18 protein-coding genes are annotated in these 18959 nt (G+C 72.8%); 9 read left to right on the top strand and 9 right to left on the bottom strand.

Going from position 1 to position 18959, the window contains the following annotated elements; all coding sequences use genetic code 11:
• Window positions 1–63 precede the first annotated feature (63 nt).
• Window positions 64–933 (bottom strand): tRNA (adenine-N1)-methyltransferase, encoded by an 870-nt coding sequence (locus tag BM085_RS14725; RefSeq protein WP_031161524.1) that lies wholly within the window; start codon window positions 931–933, stop codon window positions 64–66.
• Window positions 934–1145: 212 nt separating this feature from the next.
• Here BM085_RS14725 and BM085_RS14720 point away from each other — a divergent pair, with 212 nt between their 5' ends.
• Window positions 1146–2234 (top strand): GNAT family N-acetyltransferase, encoded by a 1089-nt coding sequence (locus BM085_RS14720; RefSeq protein WP_245789317.1) that lies wholly within the window; start codon window positions 1146–1148, stop codon window positions 2232–2234.
• 78 nt (window positions 2235–2312) lie between these two features.
• Here the strand turns inward: BM085_RS14720 and BM085_RS14715 are convergent, their stop codons facing one another.
• Both BM085_RS14715 and BM085_RS14710 read right to left on the bottom strand, forming a co-directional pair.
• Window positions 2313–3536, bottom strand: a complete 1224-nt coding sequence (locus tag BM085_RS14715; protein WP_093887551.1) for an aminotransferase class III-fold pyridoxal phosphate-dependent enzyme — start codon at window positions 3534–3536, stop codon at window positions 2313–2315.
• Window positions 3537–3672: 136 nt separating this feature from the next.
• On the bottom strand, window positions 3673–4587 hold the full coding sequence (locus tag BM085_RS14710; protein WP_093887550.1) for a carbohydrate kinase family protein: 915 nt from the start codon (window positions 4585–4587) through the stop codon (window positions 3673–3675).
• An 82-nt stretch (window positions 4588–4669) separates the two neighbouring features.
• Between BM085_RS14710 and BM085_RS14705 the strand changes: the two genes are divergently transcribed.
• The gene (locus BM085_RS14705; protein ID WP_012892366.1) at window positions 4670–5269 is read left to right on the top strand and encodes a TetR/AcrR family transcriptional regulator; all 600 of its coding nucleotides are present in this window, start codon (window positions 4670–4672) and stop codon (window positions 5267–5269) included.
• On the opposite strand, the gene BM085_RS14700 is transcribed toward BM085_RS14705, so the two are convergent.
• The gene (locus BM085_RS14700) at window positions 5251–6039 is read right to left on the bottom strand and encodes a serine/threonine-protein kinase (RefSeq protein ID WP_093887637.1); all 789 of its coding nucleotides are present in this window, start codon (window positions 6037–6039) and stop codon (window positions 5251–5253) included. The genes BM085_RS14705 and BM085_RS14700 overlap by 19 nt on opposite strands.
• A gap of 110 nt (window positions 6040–6149) precedes the next feature.
• Between BM085_RS14700 and BM085_RS14695 the strand changes: the two genes are divergently transcribed.
• The gene (locus tag BM085_RS14695) at window positions 6150–8216 is read left to right on the top strand and encodes a cation:proton antiporter domain-containing protein (protein WP_093887549.1); all 2067 of its coding nucleotides are present in this window, start codon (window positions 6150–6152) and stop codon (window positions 8214–8216) included.
• 75 nt (window positions 8217–8291) lie between these two features.
• On the opposite strand, the gene BM085_RS14690 is transcribed toward BM085_RS14695, so the two are convergent.
• From BM085_RS14690 to BM085_RS14675, 4 genes are all read right to left on the bottom strand, one after another.
• Window positions 8292–9719 carry an FHA domain-containing protein gene (locus BM085_RS14690; RefSeq protein WP_093887548.1) on the bottom strand — a complete coding sequence of 476 codons (1428 nt, stop codon included), beginning with the start codon at window positions 9717–9719 and terminating at the stop codon, window positions 8292–8294.
• 64 nt (window positions 9720–9783) lie between these two features.
• Window positions 9784–10221, bottom strand: a complete 438-nt coding sequence (locus BM085_RS14685) for a hypothetical protein (RefSeq protein ID WP_093887547.1) — start codon at window positions 10219–10221, stop codon at window positions 9784–9786.
• 13 nt (window positions 10222–10234) lie between these two features.
• Window positions 10235–11770 (bottom strand): hypothetical protein, encoded by a 1536-nt coding sequence (locus tag BM085_RS14680; RefSeq protein WP_093887546.1) that lies wholly within the window; start codon window positions 11768–11770, stop codon window positions 10235–10237.
• A 164-nt stretch (window positions 11771–11934) separates the two neighbouring features.
• A complete protein-coding gene (locus BM085_RS14675; protein ID WP_081937378.1) occupies window positions 11935–13023 on the bottom strand; it encodes a site-2 protease family protein in 1089 nt (362 codons plus the stop codon).
• Between the two features lie 168 nt (window positions 13024–13191).
• Between BM085_RS14675 and BM085_RS14670 the strand changes: the two genes are divergently transcribed.
• From BM085_RS14670 to BM085_RS14660, 3 genes are all read left to right on the top strand, one after another.
• Window positions 13192–14061: a RecB family exonuclease gene (locus BM085_RS14670; RefSeq protein ID WP_037933893.1), complete on the top strand. Its 870-nt coding sequence runs from the start codon at window positions 13192–13194 to the stop codon at window positions 14059–14061.
• A gap of 192 nt (window positions 14062–14253) precedes the next feature.
• The gene (locus BM085_RS14665) at window positions 14254–15453 is read left to right on the top strand and encodes a sensor histidine kinase (RefSeq protein WP_093887545.1); all 1200 of its coding nucleotides are present in this window, start codon (window positions 14254–14256) and stop codon (window positions 15451–15453) included.
• Entirely contained in the window at window positions 15453–16136 is a 684-nt protein-coding gene (locus tag BM085_RS14660) for a response regulator (RefSeq protein WP_031161546.1), read from the top strand. Before BM085_RS14665 ends, BM085_RS14660 begins: the two co-directional genes overlap by 1 nt.
• Before the next feature lie 10 nt (window positions 16137–16146).
• Here the strand turns inward: BM085_RS14660 and BM085_RS14655 are convergent, their stop codons facing one another.
• Window positions 16147–17001, bottom strand: coding sequence for a LysR family transcriptional regulator (locus BM085_RS14655; RefSeq protein WP_093887544.1), 855 nt, complete (start codon window positions 16999–17001; stop codon window positions 16147–16149).
• 79 nt (window positions 17002–17080) lie between these two features.
• Between BM085_RS14655 and BM085_RS14650 the strand changes: the two genes are divergently transcribed.
• Genes BM085_RS14650 through BM085_RS14640 form a run of 3 tightly spaced genes read left to right on the top strand, consistent with a single transcriptional unit; the run spans window position 17081 to window position 18944 of the window.
• Window positions 17081–17827, top strand: coding sequence for an AzlC family ABC transporter permease (locus tag BM085_RS14650; protein WP_093887543.1), 747 nt, complete (start codon window positions 17081–17083; stop codon window positions 17825–17827).
• Complete coding sequence (locus BM085_RS14645) at window positions 17824–18126, top strand: AzlD domain-containing protein (RefSeq protein WP_143120921.1); 303 nt, start codon at window positions 17824–17826, stop codon at window positions 18124–18126. The genes BM085_RS14650 and BM085_RS14645 overlap by 4 nt, the downstream gene beginning before the upstream one ends.
• Window positions 18123–18944 carry a GNAT family N-acetyltransferase gene (locus BM085_RS14640; RefSeq protein WP_093887541.1) on the top strand — a complete coding sequence of 274 codons (822 nt, stop codon included), beginning with the start codon at window positions 18123–18125 and terminating at the stop codon, window positions 18942–18944. Before BM085_RS14645 ends, BM085_RS14640 begins: the two co-directional genes overlap by 4 nt.
• Window positions 18945–18959: the final 15 nt, after the last annotated feature.

Here is an 18959-nt window from a genome sequence, read left to right as displayed (position 1 = left end):
CAGGAGAACACGTCCATCTGTTCCCTTGTCACCGGTAAACGTACCGTCGTGGCCGAATCGTCATCATCTGGTAGAAGAACCGGACTCTTCGCCATGCGCCCCCTTTGCCGGACGTCTGCGACGAGGTGGTGGCGTCACCCCGTCCGCCATGCGGCGGGCGGTGACGAGGAAGCCGGTGTGCCCGACCATCCGGTGATCGGGTCGTACGGCCAGACCTTCGACATGCCAGTCGCGAACCAGGGTCTCCCACGCATGGGGCTCGGTGAAACTCCCGTGTTCGCGGAGAGTTTCGACGGTGCGGGACAACTGGGTCGTGGTCGCCACATAACAGCAGATGACGCCACCGGGCGTGAGGGCCTTGGCGGCGGCGTCCACGCACTCCCACGGGGCGAGCATGTCCAGGATGATCCGGTCGACGTCGCTCTCGTCGAGCGCCTCCACGAAGTCCCCCACGACCAGACGCCACTGGTCCATCGGACCGCCGTAGAACTTCTCCACGTTCTTGGTGGCGACCTCGGCGAAGTCCTCACGCCGCTCGTAGGAGGTGACGGTGCCCTCACTGCCCACGGCACGCAGCAGGAAGCAGGTGAGCGCGCCGGAGCCGACCCCCGCCTCCACGACGCGCGCGCCGGGGAAGATGTCGGCCATGGCGACGATCTGCGCCGAGTCCTTCGGATAGATGACCGCCGCGCCACGGGGCATGGACAGCGTGTAGTCCTGGAGCAGGTGCCTGAACGCGAGATACTGGGTGCCGCCCGACGAGCGCACCACCGACCCCTCGGGCTGGCCGATCAGCTCGCTGTGCGGGATTCCGCCCTTGTGCGTGTGGAAGACCCCGTCTTCCTTCAACGTCACCGTGTGACGCTTGTTCTTGGGATCGGTGAGCTGAACCTGATCCCCGGCCTGAAACGGCCCATGCCTGCGAAAACCCATGCCCGCAAGGTTATCGGCGTACGGCTGCCGCCGGTTCCGCTCCGGGGGCGGGCGCCCCCCTCCGGCCTGGTGGAGCCGTCCCGTCCCGGCCCGTCCCTCCGGATGCCCGGCGGTCCTCGCGGACACGGCCCGCCCCCCTACCGGGACGGCCGGAAATCGATTCGCCCCTCATAGGGGTAGCTGGTAGCAATGGGAGCGTGTTTCCTCGAGACGTGATTCCCGCCGGTCCCATCGTCCTGCGAGCGCTCGGCACCGACGACGTCGAGCCGATCGCCCGTGCCTGCTCCGATCCGGAGATCACCCGTTTCATCCCGACCGTGCCGGTGCCGTACACCCGCGACGAGGCCCTCCACTACCTGAAGGTCGCCGAGCGGCTCTGGGAGAGCGGCGGCGCCTCGTTCGCCGTGGCGGATGCCGGCACGGGCGAGTGGCTGGGCAACATCGGGCTCAAGGCACTCGACCCGCGGGGCAACGGCGAGATCGGCTACCTGATCGCGCCGTGGGCCCGGGGACGCGGGGTCGCCACGACGGCCGCCAGGGCGCTGACCGAGTGGGCCTTCGCCCACGGGGTGCGGCGCATGGAGCTGCTGGCCGCCGTGGAGAACCTGGCCAGCCAGCGGGTCGCGCTGGCCGCCGGTTTCCGCCGCGAGGGGGTGCAGCGCTCGGCGGAGGACCGGCGCGACGGCACCCGCGGCGACCTGGTGTCCTTCGCCAGGCTGCCCGAGGACTCCGGCGACCGCGTCCAGCCGTATATGCCCGGCTTCCCCGGCGGCTCGCTGTCCGACGGCGTGGTACGGCTGGCGCCGCTGAACCTGGCCGACGCCGACGACTACCACGCGCTGCAGAACCTTCCGGAGGTCGTGGCGCACAGCGTGCCGCCGCAGGCCCCCGACCCGGCGGAGAGCGAGGAGTCCTGCCGGGAGGCGGGCATGCGCTGGCTGGCCGGCGACCGGGTCGAGGTGGCCGTCCGCGACGCGCGGACGGGCGCCTTCGCCGGGCACATCCAGCTCACCTCGATCATCCCGCCCCTGGGACAGGCCATGACGGGCTACAGCACGCTGCCGGAGTTCCGCGGCAGGGGCTTCACCGCCCGCGCGGTGGTCCTGCTGGTGGAGTGGGCCTTCGAGCACACCCCGCTGGCCCGGATCATCGCGGGCACCTCCCCGGACAACGTCGCCTCGCACCGCGTGCTGGAGCGCGCCGGCTTCACCCGGGGCCCCCTCGTGCACGGGATGCTGCCGGGCCCCGACGGCACGCGTCTGGACGACCAGCAGTGGTACCGCCTGCGCCCCGGGGCGTAGAGCGCGCCGCTCCCCGCCGCCGGTCCCGCCTGCGGCGGGGAGCGGCGGGAGTCGGTCGGCGGGGTCCGGGCGGCGGATTCAGTCGGCGCCGAACTCCGCCCTGAGCCTGGCGAAGGCGGCGTCGGTGCCCTGCAGGGCGCGGTCGATGTCGGCGTCGGTGTGGGCGGCCGACAGGAACCAGTTGTGCCAGGGATGCAGGTAGACCCCTTCCCGCAGGCAGGCCGAGGACCAGAACATGCCCTTGTCCAGGGTCGTGTCGCCCTCGAAGGAGAGCCACGGGATCTGCACCGGGCCGGTCTGGTTGATGACGAAGCCGTGGGAGGCGGCCTGCGCGGCGAGGCCCTCGCGCAGGCGGGTGCCCGCCCGCTCGATCAGCGCCACCCCGTCGATGTCGCGCAGGGTCTCGATGGTGGCCTTGGCGGCGGCCATCGGGGCGGCGTTGAACCAGAACGAGCCGGTCGAGTAGATCGTCTGGGCCGGGCCCCGCAGGGAGTCCACTCCGGTGACGGCCGCGATCGGATGGCCGTTGGCCATGGCCTTGCTGAAGGCGTACAGGTCGGGGCGGACGCCCAGGGTCTCCCAGGAGCCGCCGAGGTGGAGCCGCCAGCCGCCGCGCACGTCGTCGATCACCAGCGCGGCGCCGATCCGGTCGGCCAGGGCCCGCAGGCCCCGGGCGAACTCGGGGGCGGCGAACTCCTGGTCCTCGAAGGAGTCGTGCTTGAAAGGCGTCACGATGATCGCGGCGACGTCGCCCTCGGCCCGGGCCGCGGCCTCCTCGGCGCCTGCCAGGTCGTTGTAGGGGTATTCGATCAGGTCGGCGCGCTCGCTGGGCGTGGTGCCCGACAGGCTGGGCGTGCACCAGGGGTCGGCCCCGTGGTAGGAGCCGTGGGCCATGAGCACCTTGGTCCGGCCGGTGGCGGCCCGGGCGACCATCAGCGCCTGGGTGGTGGCGTCGGTGCCGTTCTTGGAGAACATCACCCAGTCGGCCTGCGGGATGGTCTCCACCATCAGTTCGGCGAGCTCCACGTAGACCGGGCCCGGACCGTTGAGGCAGTCGCCCGCGGCGAGCTGGGCGGTGACGGCGGCCTCCACCGCGGGATGGCGGTGGCCCAGCACGACGGGGCCCCAGGAGCACATGAGGTCGATGTACTCGCGGCCGTCCGCGTCGAGCTGGCGGCACCCCTGGCCGCCGACGAAGAACTGCGGGTATCCGGGACCGTGCAGGGCCGCGTTGAGGTGGCCGTACATGCCGCCGGGGACGACCCTGGCGGCCCGCTCCCGGAGGTTGGCGTCGATGGACATGTGTGTCGTCCTCATCAGTGTCGGCGAGCCGCCTCGCGGCGGACTCGGTGATCGGTGGCCGTCCGGTGGGTGAGCACCTGTGTGTCCCCTTTCAGGTGGGGACGGTCGCGGTTTTCAGGTGGGGACGGTCGCGTGCTCAGCCGCTCGCCCGCAGCTCCGACGCCCCGTCCAGACCGGCGTCGGAGCCGAGGCCGCCCGCGACCCGGGCGGCCACCGCGGTGCCGAGCCCGGCGGCGGCGAGGACCTCGCGGCCGTCGACCAGGCCGGCGATGAATCCGGCGCAGTAGGCGTCGCCGCAGCCGGTGGTGTCCACCACCGGGACGTCGAGGGCCGGCACCCGCGTGATCCCCGAGGCGGTGGCGATCAGGCTGCCCTCGCCGCCCAGCGTGACGAGCACGGCCCTGGGTCCCTCTTCCAGCAGCGTGAGCGCGGCCCGTTCCACGTCGGCCGCGCCGCTCATCATGAGCGCCTGCTCCTCGTTGGGCAGGAAGTAGTCCACGTGGGGCAGAAAGCTCCGCGCTCCTTGCATCAGATCCGGCATATTGGACAGTAGGTCCATCGTGATGATCGTGCCCGCCTCCCGCGCCTCGGCCAGGAGTGCGAAGAAAGCCGGGTCGTGCAGGCCCCAGGTCACGTCCATGCCGCCCAGGTGCACGACCCGCGCGCCGGTGACGCGCCCGCGGTCGAGGTCGGCGAGGGACAGGCCGAGGTTGGCGCCGGGCACGTGGAAGGACGGGCGCCCCCCGTCCGGCCGGATGGGCAGGATCGAGGCGGCGGTCTGCTCGCCGCCCTTGCGGACGATCCCGGTGACGTCCACCCCGCGCCGCTCCATGATCATGACGAGGAAGTCGCCGAGTTCGTCGTCGCCGACCGCTCCCACGGAGGCGACCGGGACGCCGATCCTGGCCAGGGTCACGGCGGTCCCGGCGGCCGCGCCCGCCGCGGTGATGCGGATCTGCTCCAGCAGGTGGGTGTCCTGCCCTGCCGGAATCGACTCCACGGGCCGGGCGAGCACGTCCACGATGTGCACCCCGAGGGTGACGACGGTCATAGCGAGTCCTCCTCATGTCTTCAGCGGATAATAGACGGGCGCCCGAATACCATGTCAACGAGAAAGCAGAGGGAGGGGCCGGATGCCGAAGATCGTCGACCACGGAGAGCGCCGGGAGGAGGTCGTCGAGGCCGCCCGCCGCATCATCCTGCGCGAGGGCATCGAGGCGGCCACGACCAGGGCCATCGCCAAGGAGGCCGGCTACTCCAACGGCGTGCTCACCCACTACTTCGCCGACAAGGACGACATCATGCTGTCGGCGCTGCGCTCCTCGCACCGGCGCATCGTGGAGCGGCTGCGCGGCAAACTGGCCGGGCGCGGCGGGCTGGCCGCGCTCCGTGAGCTCCTGCTCGACAACCTGCCGCTGGACGACGAACGCACCCGGGAGAGCGGGCTGGAGATCGGCTTCTGGAGCCGGAGCCTGACCAGCCCGGCGATGCTGGAGGCGCAGCGCGCCGAGGCCGGAGAGCTGCGCTACCTGGTGCGCAGCCTGCTCGGCGCGGCCGCCGAGGCCGGGGAGATCACCACCGGGGAGGACCTGGGCGACGTCGCCGAGCGGCTGCTGGCCCTGGTCGACGGGCTGAGCGTGCGCAGCCTGCTCTATCCCGACCGGCTCGGCGCCGAGCGCCTGGAAAGGCTGCTCGGCGCCGAACTGGACCGGCTTCAGACCACCAGCGCGTAGAGGCGGTCGGCGAGCCCTCCGGCGGTGGGCCGCTTGGCCGCGTCCCCGATGCAGGCGTGGACCAGCTCCGACAGCTCGGGCTCCAGCTCGGCGTGGACCGACGGCGGCGTGCTGTAGACCTTGCGCAGGGTCAGCAGCGGGTCGTGGACGGGCAGCTCGCCGTACAGGCCGGCGCCGGTCACCGCCCAGTGCAACGTCGCGCCGAGCGACCACACGTCCCCGGCGGGAGTGGGCGTCTCCCCCTGCAGCAGCGCCGGATCGGTGAACTCCACCGATCCGATGTCGCCCATCCCGGTCACCGTCGCCCCCGGCGTCAGCACCTGCGACAGGCCCAGATCCGAGAGCTTGCCCCCGGCGTCGGTGAGCAGCACGTTGCCGGGGCGGATGTCACGGTGCACGATGCCCTCCTCGTGCAGCGCCTGCGCGGCGGTGGCCACGCAGGCGATCGAGCGCAGCGCCCTCTCCCTCGACGGCGGCTCCGCGGGCCGGCCCAGCGAGCCGCCGGGGAGATACTCCATCGAGTAGTAGAAGACACCGCCCTGCTGCCCCGCGTCGTAGAGCGTCACCAGATAGGGGGAGCGCACCGCGGCGAAGGCCTTCAACTCACGGGTGGCCCGCCGGAAGGCGTCACCCCCGGTGCCCCCCACCACCTTCACCGCGACGTACTCCGCCTCGACCGGCAGCCGGCCGGGTTTCCTCGCCAGATAGAACTCGCCGTGATTACCCGCCCCCAGCGAGCGGACGAACTCGTAGTCGGCGATGCCTTCCACCAACGTCTCCCCTCCATGCCTCACAACGCTCGCGGCGACATTCCACACGCGGTAACGTCGCCCTGGTCATTCTCGGGGCTTTTCTTTACTTACGGGAAGCGTGCTGGAAAGTGCTCCACGTAGATCTGCTCCTGCTCGACCTGGTGATCGTCCTCGCCGCCGCGCGACTGCTCGGAGCGGTGGCCCGACGGCTCGGCCAGCCACCGGTCATCGGCGAGATCGTGGCGGGCATCCTGCTCGGCCCCACCCTCCTCGGACCGCTGATCGGCGACCAGCTGTTCGGCGCGGAGATGCGCCCCCCGCTGCAGGCGCTGGCCAACGTCGGGCTGGTGCTGTTCATGTTCGTCGTCGGCCTGGAGCTGGACCAGAAACTGGTCAGGGGCAAGGGCCGGATCGCGGTGACCGTGGCGCTCGGCTCCACCCTGGTGCCGTTCGTCCTGGGCTGCGTGCTCGCGCTCGGTATCGCGGGCGACCACGTGGGCGGCGACAGGACGCTGCCGTTCGTGCTGTTCATGGGGGCGGCGATGTCCGCCACCGCGTTCCCGGTGCTGGCACGTATCCTCACCGACCGCGGGATGCAGCGCATCTCGCTCGGCGGCCTGTCCCTGGCCGCGGCCGCGGTGATCGACGTGCTCGCCTGGACCGTGCTGGCCGTGGTGGTGGGCATCGCCGGCGCGGGTGACGCCGAGGGGCAGTGGAAGGTCCTGCTCACCGTCCCGTACGCGCTGGTGATGTTCCTGGTCGTCCGGCCGCTGCTGGCCCGGCTGGTGCCCGCCTACGAGAAGGCGGGACGGCTGACGCCGAGCCTGCTGTCGCTGGTGCTGATCGGCCTCATCGGCTCGGCCTGGGCCACCGAGTGGATGCACGTGCACTTCATCTTCGGGGCGTTCGTGTTCGGCGCGGTGATGCCCCGCGAGGGCGCGGAACGGCTCAACCACGAGATCCTGGAACGGCTGGAGCAGCTCGCCGTGCTGTTGCTGCTGCCGATGTTCTTCGTGGTGGCGGGGCTCAACGTCAACCTGCGCGCGCTGGACCTGTCCAGTCTCGGCACACTGGCCGCGATCCTGGCGGTGGCGGTCGGCGGCAAGCTGCTCGGCTCCTACGCGGCGGCGCGGGCGCAGCGGCTGCCCAACCGGCCGTCCTGGGCGATGGCCGTCCTGCTCAACACCCGCGGACTGACCGAGATCGTCATCCTCACCGTCGGCCTGCAGAAGGGCGTGCTCGACGACGAGCTGTACTCGCTGATGGTGGTGATGGCCCTCGTCACCACCGCGATGACCGGCCCGCTGCTGCGCAGGATCTACCCCGACCGGCGCGTGGCCCGCGACATCGCCGAGGCCGAGCGCGCCGCCCTCGGCGTGGCCGCCGCCCACCGGGTGCTGACCGTCGTGCCGGGCTCCCCCGCCGAGCAGGCTCCGCTGGTGGACCTGGCGTCCGTCCTGGCGCGGGCCACGTCCCCGTCGGAGGTGGTCCTCGCCCACCTGCGGCCCTACCCTCAGGGCCGCCTGGAGGTCGGCAGCGGCCTCTCCTCCGAGCTGGCCGAGCTGGCCGAGACCCTCCACGACCTGGAGGGGCTCGCCGGCACCGTCCGCGCCCACGGCCCGGAGGTCAGGGTGGTGAGCCGGTTCAGCGGCGACGTGGCGGCCGAGCTGCCCGAGCTGGTCACCGGCGCGCAGCCCGATCTGGTCGTGCTGCCGGCCGATGTCAGCGGCTACGCCGGGATCCGCGACGGCGCCGTCTGCCGCGTGGTGACCGTCTCCCCGGCGGCCGCCTCCGGCCTCCAGGACTCCCCCGCCCGGACCGCCGCGACCTCCCCGGGCTCCGCCGATCCCGCCGCCCGGACCTCCGCGGCCGGATCCGCGACGGGGCCGATCGCCGTGCACCACGGCTCCGGCGGCGACGCCGCCGCCCATGTGGCGCTGACCCTGGCGCTCCTGCGGGATCGCCCGCTGGTCGTCGTCGGCGGCGGCCGGGCCTCCGCCCTGGCCCAGCGGCTGGCCAGGCTCGGGGTGGCGGCCACCTCCGGCGCGGTCCCGGCCGGCGCGCTCGTCGTGGCTCCCGACACCGGCACCGCCGTGGACGGTGCGCACCTGCTGGTCCGCGCCGAGCAGGACGCCGACCCGGTGGACTGGGCGGCGGCCGTCTCCGCGCTGCGCGCCCCGGTCCCCCACCCCTGACCGGGGCGTCGCGGGGCCTGTGGGAAACGGACGGGCGGCACGGCGCCGGCCGTGCCGCCCGGAAGGACGGGTCCGCTAGCGGTTGCGGTGCGACTCGTAGCGCATGGTGCGGGAGACGCCGATCCGCACGGTCGTGCCGGGCAGGATCGCGACCGCCTCGTTCGGCGGGATGTCGTAGAAGTTGGGGTCGCCCGGCGGCTGGATCTGGGTGCCGTTGACCGACCCCAGGTCGACCAGGTTGACGTCCCAGCCGTCCAGCGCCACCCGCAGGTGACGGCGGGAGACCGACCCGTCGGGGCTGGTGACCTTGGCGGGACGCACCGAGCCGTCGGCGACCTCGGGGGCCCGCTCGGGGTCGCGGCCGACCAGGTAGTCGGTGTCGAGGCGGAGCGTCATGCCGTCGTCGAGGAGCAGCACGCCCAGCGGCGGTCGCGGCCCCTTGTAGGGGACGAGCGTGCGCTGCACCAGGGCGATGCCGCAGACCGCGCAGTACGGCACGCGCGGGTCGTTGAAGTGGTCGTTCTTGCAGTCCACCCCGTAGACCAGCGGTCGCGACTCCGGCTGCGGCTCCGGCCCGGCCGGCGGCTCGGGCGCGGCCTGCGGACCGCCAGGGGTCAGCAGTTCGTACTCGAACGGCTGGTCGCGGACGTCGACGGGATCACCGCCGATCCCGCTCGCCCTGGCGGTCTCCACCTCCTCCTGCGGGACCGGCCCGGAGGGCGGCCCCTGCGGAGGGACCGGCATGGGGTCGGGCTGCCACGCCGGCGGCGCGGAGAGCTGGGGCTCCGGCGCGGGCGTCGGGACGGGGACCGGCGGGTAGTGCTCGGGAGAGCTCATCGGGTAGGGCGCCGGCGGTGCGCTGTCCGCCGGGGGCGCCGACCACTCGGGGCGCGCGGAGGCCGGCGGGAGCGACGGCTCCGCCGGGGAGGCGGTCTCCGCCCGGGGCGCGGACGGCTGCGGCGCGGACGGCTGGACGGCCGGCGGAGCGGTCTCCGTCCGGGGCGCGGGCCGCTGGACGGCCGGTGGCGCGCCGCCCTCGGTCAGGTCGCACCAGACGCCGCCGCCGACGATGACACCGCCGTCCAGCCGGGCGAGCGGGTGCGCCTCGCCGGCCTCGGGCAGGCGCAGCTCCACCCGGGTCACCGGGCCGGGCACCAGCCGGTCGGACCAGGTGAGCGCGTCACGTCCGGCCAGCTGGACCTCGCCGCCCGAGCCGGTGACCGACGCGAAGGCCGGGCCGCTGACCAGCACGGCCACTCCCCCGGTGACGGGACCGGCGACGGCGCACGCCACGGGCTCGCCCATCATGACGGCCAGCACCTGGGCGACCCGGCGGGCCAGCGCGCGGCCGTCCCCGCCCGAGGCCGCGGTCTCCCTCAACGCCCCCAGCAGGTCTTCCACGATGGCCTCGGCCGCGTCGCACACCAGCAGCAGACCACCCACGTGGGCGACCAGCCCGTTGCCCGGAAGCGGACGCACCACTCCGAAACCCTCGTCGGTCATGAAACCTCCTTCGCCGGCTTCATGACCGAGGTGCTGTGCTGAATCGTTCCTTCGCTTCGCTCGTTCACAAAACTCTCCCTCCCCGAAAACGCCATCGGATGAACGGCACGCGCATCGGACCGTTCGCCACCAGCCACACGCCTACCCAGACGACGGTGAAATGCGTCCAGAACGCGGCCGACGGCACCGGATCAATGACATCGACTGCACCGGACCGTAGCAAAAAGTACAGCAGAAGACCTTCGGGAACGAGCGTCAGCAAACCGAACAGCGTCGGCCAGTCCTTCTCCCACCGGAACTGCATGAGGAAGTGGTAGACGAGCTCCCAGGCGACCCCCAGCACGGCGACCGCCGCGAGGACCAGGAACCCGGTGACGTAGCGGTCGCCGAGCGCCCCGGAGGAGCCCGGAAGCACCGGCACGATCAGCAACGTGATGATCGCGCCCACGGTGGCGAGCAGGAAGAGGCGCGTCTGGATGCGCCCCGCCAAAGTCGGAACCACAGGGGGTCACTCCTTACACCGGCGAGTTGAAGGCCCATTTGAACCACTGCGAGGTCGATCGGAACGGCCCCATCCTGCGGACGAACCCCCGTCTCGCCAGGTCGTCGGCGATCTCCTGGGCCGCGATCTGCAGGCCGAGGAAGGTGTCGACGCCGGGGAAGTAACCGCCGAGCGTCGCGGAGCCGGAGGCGTAGAGGACGCCGTCGCCGCTGGCCGTCCCCTTCACCTCGAAGTGGCGCTCCACCTCCAGCCGGCCGACCGGGTTGCGGTAGGCCCCGCCGTGCCGGAGCAGGTCGTCGTAGATCCGGTGCTCGGCGATGTCGGCCTCAAGGCCGGTGCAGTCGATGATGTAGTCGGCCACCGGCTCGCGGACGATGCCGTCGCTACTGCGCACGTAGCTGACCAGCCGGCCGTCGGAGCCGCGTTCCACCCGGTCCACGGTGCCCTGCACGGGGTGGTAGTAGCCGCCGCTGCGGCCCGCCCGCATCTGCTCCTGCCAGCGCCGGCGGTAGGGGGTGTTGGTGCCGCCCATCTCCTTGTACTTCGCGGCCCGCTCGGCGCCCTCCAGCCTGCGCATCTGCGCCTTGAGCTGGCCTCCCCACACCGACTTGGGGTAGTTGAAGCCCTGGTAGGCCCAGCCGTCGCCGCCCTTGCGCCGCGCCCAGACGTGCGGGCCGTGGGAGCCGGTGACGAAGGTCCGGAAGATGTGCACGATCTGGGTCTGCAGCCGGAACTTCTCCCGGTCGTCGAACAGGCGCTGCAGCACGCGGGAGGCCACGATGCCACCGCCCCGGATGACCACCGTGCCGGGTCGGGTCTTGAGGAACTCGTAGACCTGCTCGTGCGGCTCGTAGGCGTTCACCACGTGCTGGTAGTCGCCGTGCTTGGTACGGAACTCCTGAAGGTCGGGCAGGAACTTCAGGCCGGGGTAGCCGATCGCGATGTGCACGAAGCGCGAGCGGAAGATGATGCGCTTGGTGGGAGCCGAGCCCTCGGGCGGGGTGACCACGGTGAAGTAGCCGCCGCCGGCCCGCCGGCGGACCATCCGGACCTGGCCCTTGACCAGCATGTCCCAGTAGTCGATGCGCTTGGCCTCGCGCTCCAGGCTCTGGAAGACCGTGCCGGCGCGCGGCGTCCAGTAGTCGTTCAGGAGCGGCTCGGTCAGCAGCTGCCACAGGTAGGCCGGCGTCTTGTCCGTCCAGGTCTCCTGCAGCGCGTAGGAGGGGAACCCCCAGATGTTGTCGGGCCGCGAGGCGGAGTCGGAGCGGATCCGCTCGGAGCGGGGGATCTGCGAGCACCTGGTCAGGAACTCGTAGGTCTGCCACGGGGTGTCGATGTTGGACACCACCCGCATCTGGGAGGCGGGCACGCCGTAGATCCGCAGGTAGTCCAGGGTCACGAAGGAGCCCATGCCACCGCCGACCGTCAGGAACGGGATGTCGTACATGGGGATGCCGGCGGCTGCGACCAGCTGATCGCTCCATTCGGACGTGCCGAGCAACTCCGGAGTGAGATCACCGGCCGAGGCCGGCACGTGGGGGGGTGCCAATGGATGCGTCCCTTAGCTACATGGCCAACCGGTTCGGTTGGCCAGAACATTAGTCGTGGCGCGCACCGAAAACGAGTGGGCAGAACGGTACGTTCTTCCCCCGGCACCGCTGTTTCGTCCCGGCACACGTTCAGTGTGACGCACGAAACCCCTCGGCGGTTCGCTCAGACCCCGCTGAACACCCGGTTCACGTCCGAGGTGGCCAGCACCCCGAAGATCTCGCCGCCGCGCTCCACCAGGAGGTATTCCCCCGCGGGGGTCTCGCGCATGGCGTCGATCAGGGACTCCCCCGACAGGTCGGCGGCCAGCACCAGTGACGGTTCGAGGCCGCGCGCCAGCGAACCGGCCGTCACCCAGGGGCGGCGGCTCTCCGGGGTGGCCTCCACCGCGACCTCGTTGACGATCCCGGTCGGGCGGCCCTCGTGGTCGACCACCACCATCGCCCCCGCCTGGGCCTCCGCGGCCCGGCGCAGGGCCTCGGCCAGCGGCACGTCCCCGGTCACCGCGATGGCCCGCCTGGCCAGGGCTCGGGCGTTCACCTGCGGGATGCGGGCGCGCACCCGGGCGCCGCGCAGCGCCTGGGTGGCGCCGAACCAGATGAAGGAGGCCAGCAGCACCGACCAGATGAGCTCCCAGCCCGGCGTCTGCCCGCTCATCAGCGCCAGGCCGACGGGCACCGCGACCATGACGACGGCCAGCACGCGGCCCACCCAGGCCGCGGCGATCGTGCCCGAGCCCGGGTTCCGGGTGATCTTCCAGACGCCGGCGCGCAGCATGCGCCCGCCGTCGAGCGGCAGCCCCGGCAGGAGGTTGAAGACCCCGACGATCAGGTTGGCGAACCAGAGCTGGAAGGTCAGCACGCCGAGGACGGTGCCCGGGTCGATGACCAGGGAGGCGGCGAAGCCGATCGCGGCCAGCCCGAGCGAGAGCAGCGGCCCGGCGAAGGCCACCATGAACTCCCGGCCGGGGGTCTCCGGCTCGCGCTCGATCTCCGAGACGCCGCCGAGCAGGTAGAGGGTGATGCGGCGGACCGGCAGGCCGTACATCCTGGCGACCACGCAGTGCGCCAGCTCGTGCAGCAGCACCGACACGTACAGCAGCACCGCGAAGACGAACGAGACGAGATACGTCGCCGGGACGCTCAGCTCGGGCAGCCGGCCGGTCACGATCGGCTGGTAGGTGAAGGTGATGAACGCCGCCACGATGAACCAGGTCGGCGAGACGTACACCGGAATGCCGAACGGCCGCCCCATCCGCAGTCCCGGGCTGTTCTGACGCGGGCTCTCGCTGCTCACCGCTGGCTCACCACTCCTCGTTCACTCCGCCTTCAGGCCTTGATGCTACGCGCCATCGGGGCGCCCGCAGACGCCGCGAGCCCACCTGCGGCCCAAACTGTCGCCACTGTGACCTACAGTGCGGACATGTCACTGACCGAGCCCACGATCATCGGAGCGCTGTCGCCGTCTCGCGCCGGTGACTTCATGACATGCCCGTTGCTCTACCGCTTCCGGGTGATCGACCGGCTGCCCGAGCCGCCGTCGCCCGCCGCGGTGCGCGGCACGATGGTCCACTCGGTGCTGGAGCGCCTCTACGACCTCCCCGCCACCGCGCGCACGGTCGCCGCGGCCCAGGAGCTGCTGGAGCCGCAGTGGGACAGGCTGCTGGCCGAGGATCCCGCTTACGGCGGGATGTTCGCCGACGACGGGGAGCGGGCCCAGTGGCTGGCCCAGGCCCGCTCCATGCTGGAGCGCTACTTCACCCTTGAGGACCCCACCTGCCTGGAGCCCGCCGAGCGGGAGCTGTACGTGGAGGCGGTGCTCGACAACGGCCTGATGCTGCGCGGTTACATCGACCGGCTGGACGTCGCGCCCACCGGCGAGGTGCGCGTGGTCGACTACAAGACCGGCAGCGCGCCGGGGCAGGCCTTCGAGGCCAAGGCCCTGTTCCAGATGAAGTTCTACGCGCTGACGCTGTGGCGGCTGCACGGCTCGGTGCCGCGCCTGCTGCAGCTGATGTATCTGGGGGGCGGCGGCGAGGTGCTCCGCTACGCCCCGGACGAGGCCGATCTCCGTGCCACCGAGCGCAAGGTGCGGGCCCTGTGGACGGCCATCGAGCGGGCGATGGAGACCGGCGAGTGGCCTCCCCGGCCCAGCCGCCTGTGCGACTGGTGCAGCTACCAGGAGCTGTGCCCGCAGTTCGGCGGCACTCCCCCGCCGCTGCCCGAGCGGCAGCCGGGCGACACCGTGCGCAGCACCCGCCGCACGTCCAGGGCGGCGACCGACGAGCTCTGAGCGGCCCGCGGGCACGGGACTCCGCCGCCGGTCACGGGGGGGCGCCGGCCGCCGCCTCCCCGGCACCGAGCCCCCGGAGGCGATGTCCGGCCCCTCTCCACGGCCCCGGGGCCCGCGGGTCATCCGTGGGGATGAGGGCGATATCCCCCCGTAGCAGGGTGGCTGCGGGAATGGGACGCCTAAATTGATTGTGTGCGCAACACCCCAGGCGGCCTGCGGGCCTGGCTCCACGGACGCCCGCTGATCTCCGACACCGCCCTGGCGGTGGCGCTGGCGGCCGCCGCCGTGCCGTGCGCCTACGTCACCTCCCTGTCCGGCTTCGACGCCCCGGCCGGCGCGGTCAGGCCCGACGCGCTGGGGCTCGCCCTGATCGTGGCCGGCTGCCTGTCCACGGCGCTGCGCCGGCGTATGCCGTTCACGATGCTCTTCCTGGCCGGCGTCACGGAGATGACGCTGGCGTCACTGAACCGGAGCGGCTCCCTGCTCTGGGTCGCCGCGCTGGTGCTGGTCTACACGATCGCCGCCCACCGCGGCCTGGCGCTCAGCCTGTGCGCGCTGGTGCTGAGCCTCACCTGCCGCGCCGTCTTCGCGGTGACGGCCGCCGGCCTCGGCGACCGGACGGCGCACCTGTTCGTGGCCCTGCTGACCATGACCCTGTGGATCGCCGGGCGCGGCGTCCGGCTGCGCCGGGCCTACCTCGCCGAGCTGCGCGACCGGGCCGGGCGGATGGAGCGGGCCCGGGAGGCCGACACGCGGGCGGCCAGGGCCGAGGAGCGCTCCCGCATCGCCCGCGAGCTGCACGACGTGGTCGCCCACCACGTGAGCGTGATGACCGTGCAGGCCTCCGCGGCCCGCCGGGTGCTGGCCACCAACCCCGACGGCGCCCGTGAGGCGCTGTCGGCGATCGAGGAGATGGGCCGGACCGCGATGGCCGAGATGCGCAACATCGTGGGCGTGCTCAGGACCGACGCGGGGCCCGCCGAGCGCAACCCTCAGCCGGGGGTGCTGGAGATCCCCACCCTGGTCGACCAGATGCGCGAGGCGGGCCTGCGGACGCAGCTGTGGATCGAGGGCCGGGGCGTCCCGCTGCCGCCCGGCGTCGACCTGGCCGTCTACCGGCTGGTCCAGGAGGCGCTGACCAACAGCCTGCGGCACGCGGGACCGCAGGCCCGCGCCTGGGTGACCGTACGGCAGGAGCCGGGCGAGCTGGCCGTCCAGGTCGAGGACGACGGTCACGGCTCCGGCACCCCCGGACCGGCCGGCGACCGGACCGGCCACGGGCTGGTCGGCATCCGCGAGCGCGTGGCCCTCTATGGTGGGAGCCTGAGGATCGGCCCGCGTCCGGAGGGCGGATTCGAGGTCAATGCCCGGTTTCCCCTCAAGGACGTGTGATGACGATCAGAGTGTTACTGGTGGACGACCAGCCACTGCTGCGCACCGGTTTCCGTCTCATCCTGGAGGCCGAGCCGGACGTCACCGTGGTCGGCGAGGCCGGGGACGGCAAGGCCGCTCAGGACCAGTCGCGGGCGCTGATGCCCGACGTGGTGCTGATGGACATCCGGATGCCGGGTGTGGACGGCATAGAGGCGACCCGCCGGATCGTGCGGGAGGCCGTGGGCGGGGCCCACGTGCCCAAGGTCCTGGTGCTGACGACCTTCGACCTGGACGAATACATCGTGGAGGCGCTGCGCGCCGGGGCCAGCGGCTTCCTGCTGAAGGACGTGCCGCCGGACGAGCTGGTGCAGGCCATCAGGGTGGTCGCGGCGGGGGACGCCATCGTCGCGCCGAGCGTGACCCGGCGGCTGCTGGACAGGTTCGGGGCGCGCCTGCCCTCGGCGCACCAGCAGTCCACCCCGGCCCGCCTGGACCGGCTCACCGAGCGTGAGATGGAGGTGCTGCGGCTGATCGCCCGGGGCATGTCCAACGCGGAGATCGCCGCGGAGCTCGTGGTGAGCGAGACGACGGTCAAGACCCACGTCGGCAACGTCCTCACCAAGCTCGGTCTGCGCGACCGGGTCCAGGCCGTGGTCCTGGCCTACGAGACCGGCCTGATCACCCCGGGCGCCATTCCCTAAGGGATCCGAATCAGAGTCCGGCGAGGATCCGGGCGATCACCGGCCGGGTGTCGGCGCGTCGCCAGGCGACGGCGACGGTGCAGCGGCATCCGTCGGAGAGCAGGACGAACACCACTCCGGCGCGGGCGTAGTGGTCGTCGGTGCTCTGCGAGAGCAGGGCGATGCCCTGGCCGGCCGCGACCAGCTCCAGGGTCTCCTCGATCGCGCGGGACTCCACCTCCCCCGCGATGTCCCTGACGCCGATGGAACCCGGGTGACGGAAGGCCCGCCAGACCGGGTCGGGGCTGCGGGGCACCACCCAGACGCGGCCGGCCAGGTCGGCGGGGTCGACCGCGGCCAGCCGGGCGAGCGGGTCGCCGGCGGGCACGGCGACGGCCCGCCGGTCACTGCCGAGGACCAGCACCTCCAGAGCGTCTCCGGTGCTCAGCGGAGGCCACACCACGGCAAGGTCGCTGGTCCCGGCCAGCAGGCCGCACGACGGGTCGTCGAAGTCGAAGCGGCGCAGCCGTAGCTCGCCGCCGGAGGCACGCCGTACCCCGTCGAACAGCCGGGAGGTGCGCGCGCCGGCCGCCTCGCCCATGAATCCCACGGTCAGCCCGGAGGCGTCCCCGGCCAGCAGGTCCTCCAACTCGTCGGCGGCGCTCGTCACCGCCGCCGCGTGGGCCAGCACCCGGCCGCCCAGCTCGGTCAGGCGCACCCCGTCGCGGTCGCGGATCAGCAGCGGCCGTCCGGCGGTGGCCTCCAGGCGTTTCACGGCGGCGCTCACGGTCGGCTGGCTGACCCCGAGCGAGGTGGCCGCGTCCCGGAACGACCCGGTCCGGGCCACGGCGACGAACGCCCGTACGGCCGGCAGCGTAACGTCCATCCAGCAAGGATAGCCATCGCCTATCGGCATAGCCGTAAACTATTGAACGCGGCCGCGGTCCCTGCCGCACGATTCACCCATGACAGATCAGCCGAACGCGCGGGCGTTCGAGACCGGGCCGCGGGATCCGGCCGATCCTGCTACCACGCGGTCGGATCTCGGGCTCGCGCTGGGCGCGGCGGCCGGGGCGGCCACCTATTCGGCGGTGTTCGGGGCGGCGGCGGTGGAGCAGGGCTGGTCCGCCTGGGAGGCGGTGCTGGCCAGCGTCGCGGTGCACGCCGGGGGCAGCCAGATCGTCGGGCTGTCGGCGCTGGGCGGCGGCGTCCCCGGAGCCCCGGGCGGCGCGTCGCAGGCGACCGGGGCGGTGATCGCGGCGGTGATCGCCGCGTCGCTGGTCAACCTGCGGCTGACCGCGTTCGGGCTGGCGCTCGGCGACGTCTTCCGGACCCGGTGGGGCCGGTGGCTCGCCGCGCACCTGGTCTCCGACGAGTCGGTGGCGGCCGCGGTCTCGCGTGGGACCCCGGCCACGCGCAGGCGGACGTTCCTGGTGGTCGGGTCGCTGCTGTTCACCGGCTGGGTGGGCGGCACGGCCGCCGGGGCGGTGCTCGGCTCGGTGCTGCCCCACGGGGCGCGGGAGGCGGTGGACGGCGCCGCCGCGGCCGCCTTCGCCGCGCTGCTCGTCCCGCTGCTCCGCAGCCGCCGCGAGGCGGCGGTCGCCGCCGGGGCGGCCGCCCTGGCGCTGGTGGCGTCGTGGTGGCTGCCGCCGGGTCTGCCGGTCCTCGTCGCCGCGCTGGCCGCCGTCCCGTTCGCGGGGCGGGCGGCATGAACGTCGTGCTGTTCGTCGCGGGCCTGGCCGTCGTGACCTACCTGCTCCGGCTGGCCGGGGTGAGCACAGCCGCGCGGGGTGGGGGAGACGGGCGCCGGAGCCTGTTCACCGCGCTGCTGCCGGTGGCGCTGCTGGCCGCCGTCGTGGCCGTCCAGGCCGCGCCGGGCGGCCGCCCGGCGGCCCACCTGGTCGTCGCCGCCGCCGTGGCGGGCGTGGCGGCCCACCGCCTGGGATCCCTGCCCGCCATGCTCCTCGGCACCGCCGCCGGAGCGCTTGTGACCATTGGAGAATTCATATGATCATCCGTGAACTGACCCCTGACGACCTCGACGCCTGCCTGCGACTCGCGGCGGACCGGCAGTGGTCGCGCGAGGAGCGCAAGTGGCTGTTCCTGCTCCAGGGCGGGGAGGGCTACGGGATGGTGGATCCCGGCGGCGAGCTGGTGGCCACCGCCATCCTGACCCGCTACGGCGCCCGCACCGCCGCGATCAGCATGGTGCTGGTGGCCTCGCGTCACGGGCGCCGGGGGCTGGGAGGCCGCCTGATCGGCCACGTGCTGGACCAGGCGCGCGGCGCGACCGTCTTCCTGAACGCGACCGCGACGGGCCGCCCCCTGTACGAGCGGCTCGGCTTCCGGGTGACGAGCCCGGTCGCCATGCATCTGGGGACCTTCACCGGGCAGGCGGCCGGCGCGTCCCGCCCCGCCTCCCCCGAGGATCTGAAGGCGATCGCCGACCTCGACGCGGAGGTCGTCGGCGCCGACCGGTCGGCCCTCCTGACGAGGCTGTTCGGCTTCGCCGAGCAGATCCGGGTGATCGAGGACGGAGGAGTGGTCACGGGCTACGCCGGTATGTGGCGCAATGTGGGAAACACGGTCGTCGGACCGGTGATCGCCGCGGATCCGGCGGACGCCCGGCGGCTGATCGCCGACCTCGCCTCCCAGGTCGGGGGTCCGGCCCGGATCGAGGTCGAGGAGAGCCGCCGGGAGCTGGCGGGGTGGCTGACCGGGCACGGCATGGCGGCGGGGATGAGGACCTCGGACATGGTCGCCGGAACCGAACCGCTCCCCGGCGACCGGACCCGGTTCTTCGCCCCGGTCATGTCCGCGCTGGGGTGACGGGACGCCCGCCCT

The organism is Streptosporangium canum (assembly GCF_900113865.1).
In the GTDB taxonomy this organism is placed as follows: domain Bacteria; phylum Actinomycetota; class Actinomycetes; order Streptosporangiales; family Streptosporangiaceae; genus Streptosporangium; species Streptosporangium canum.
The sequence above is the reverse complement of the archived record's forward strand: the minus strand, read 5'-3'. Positions and strand labels throughout refer to the sequence as shown.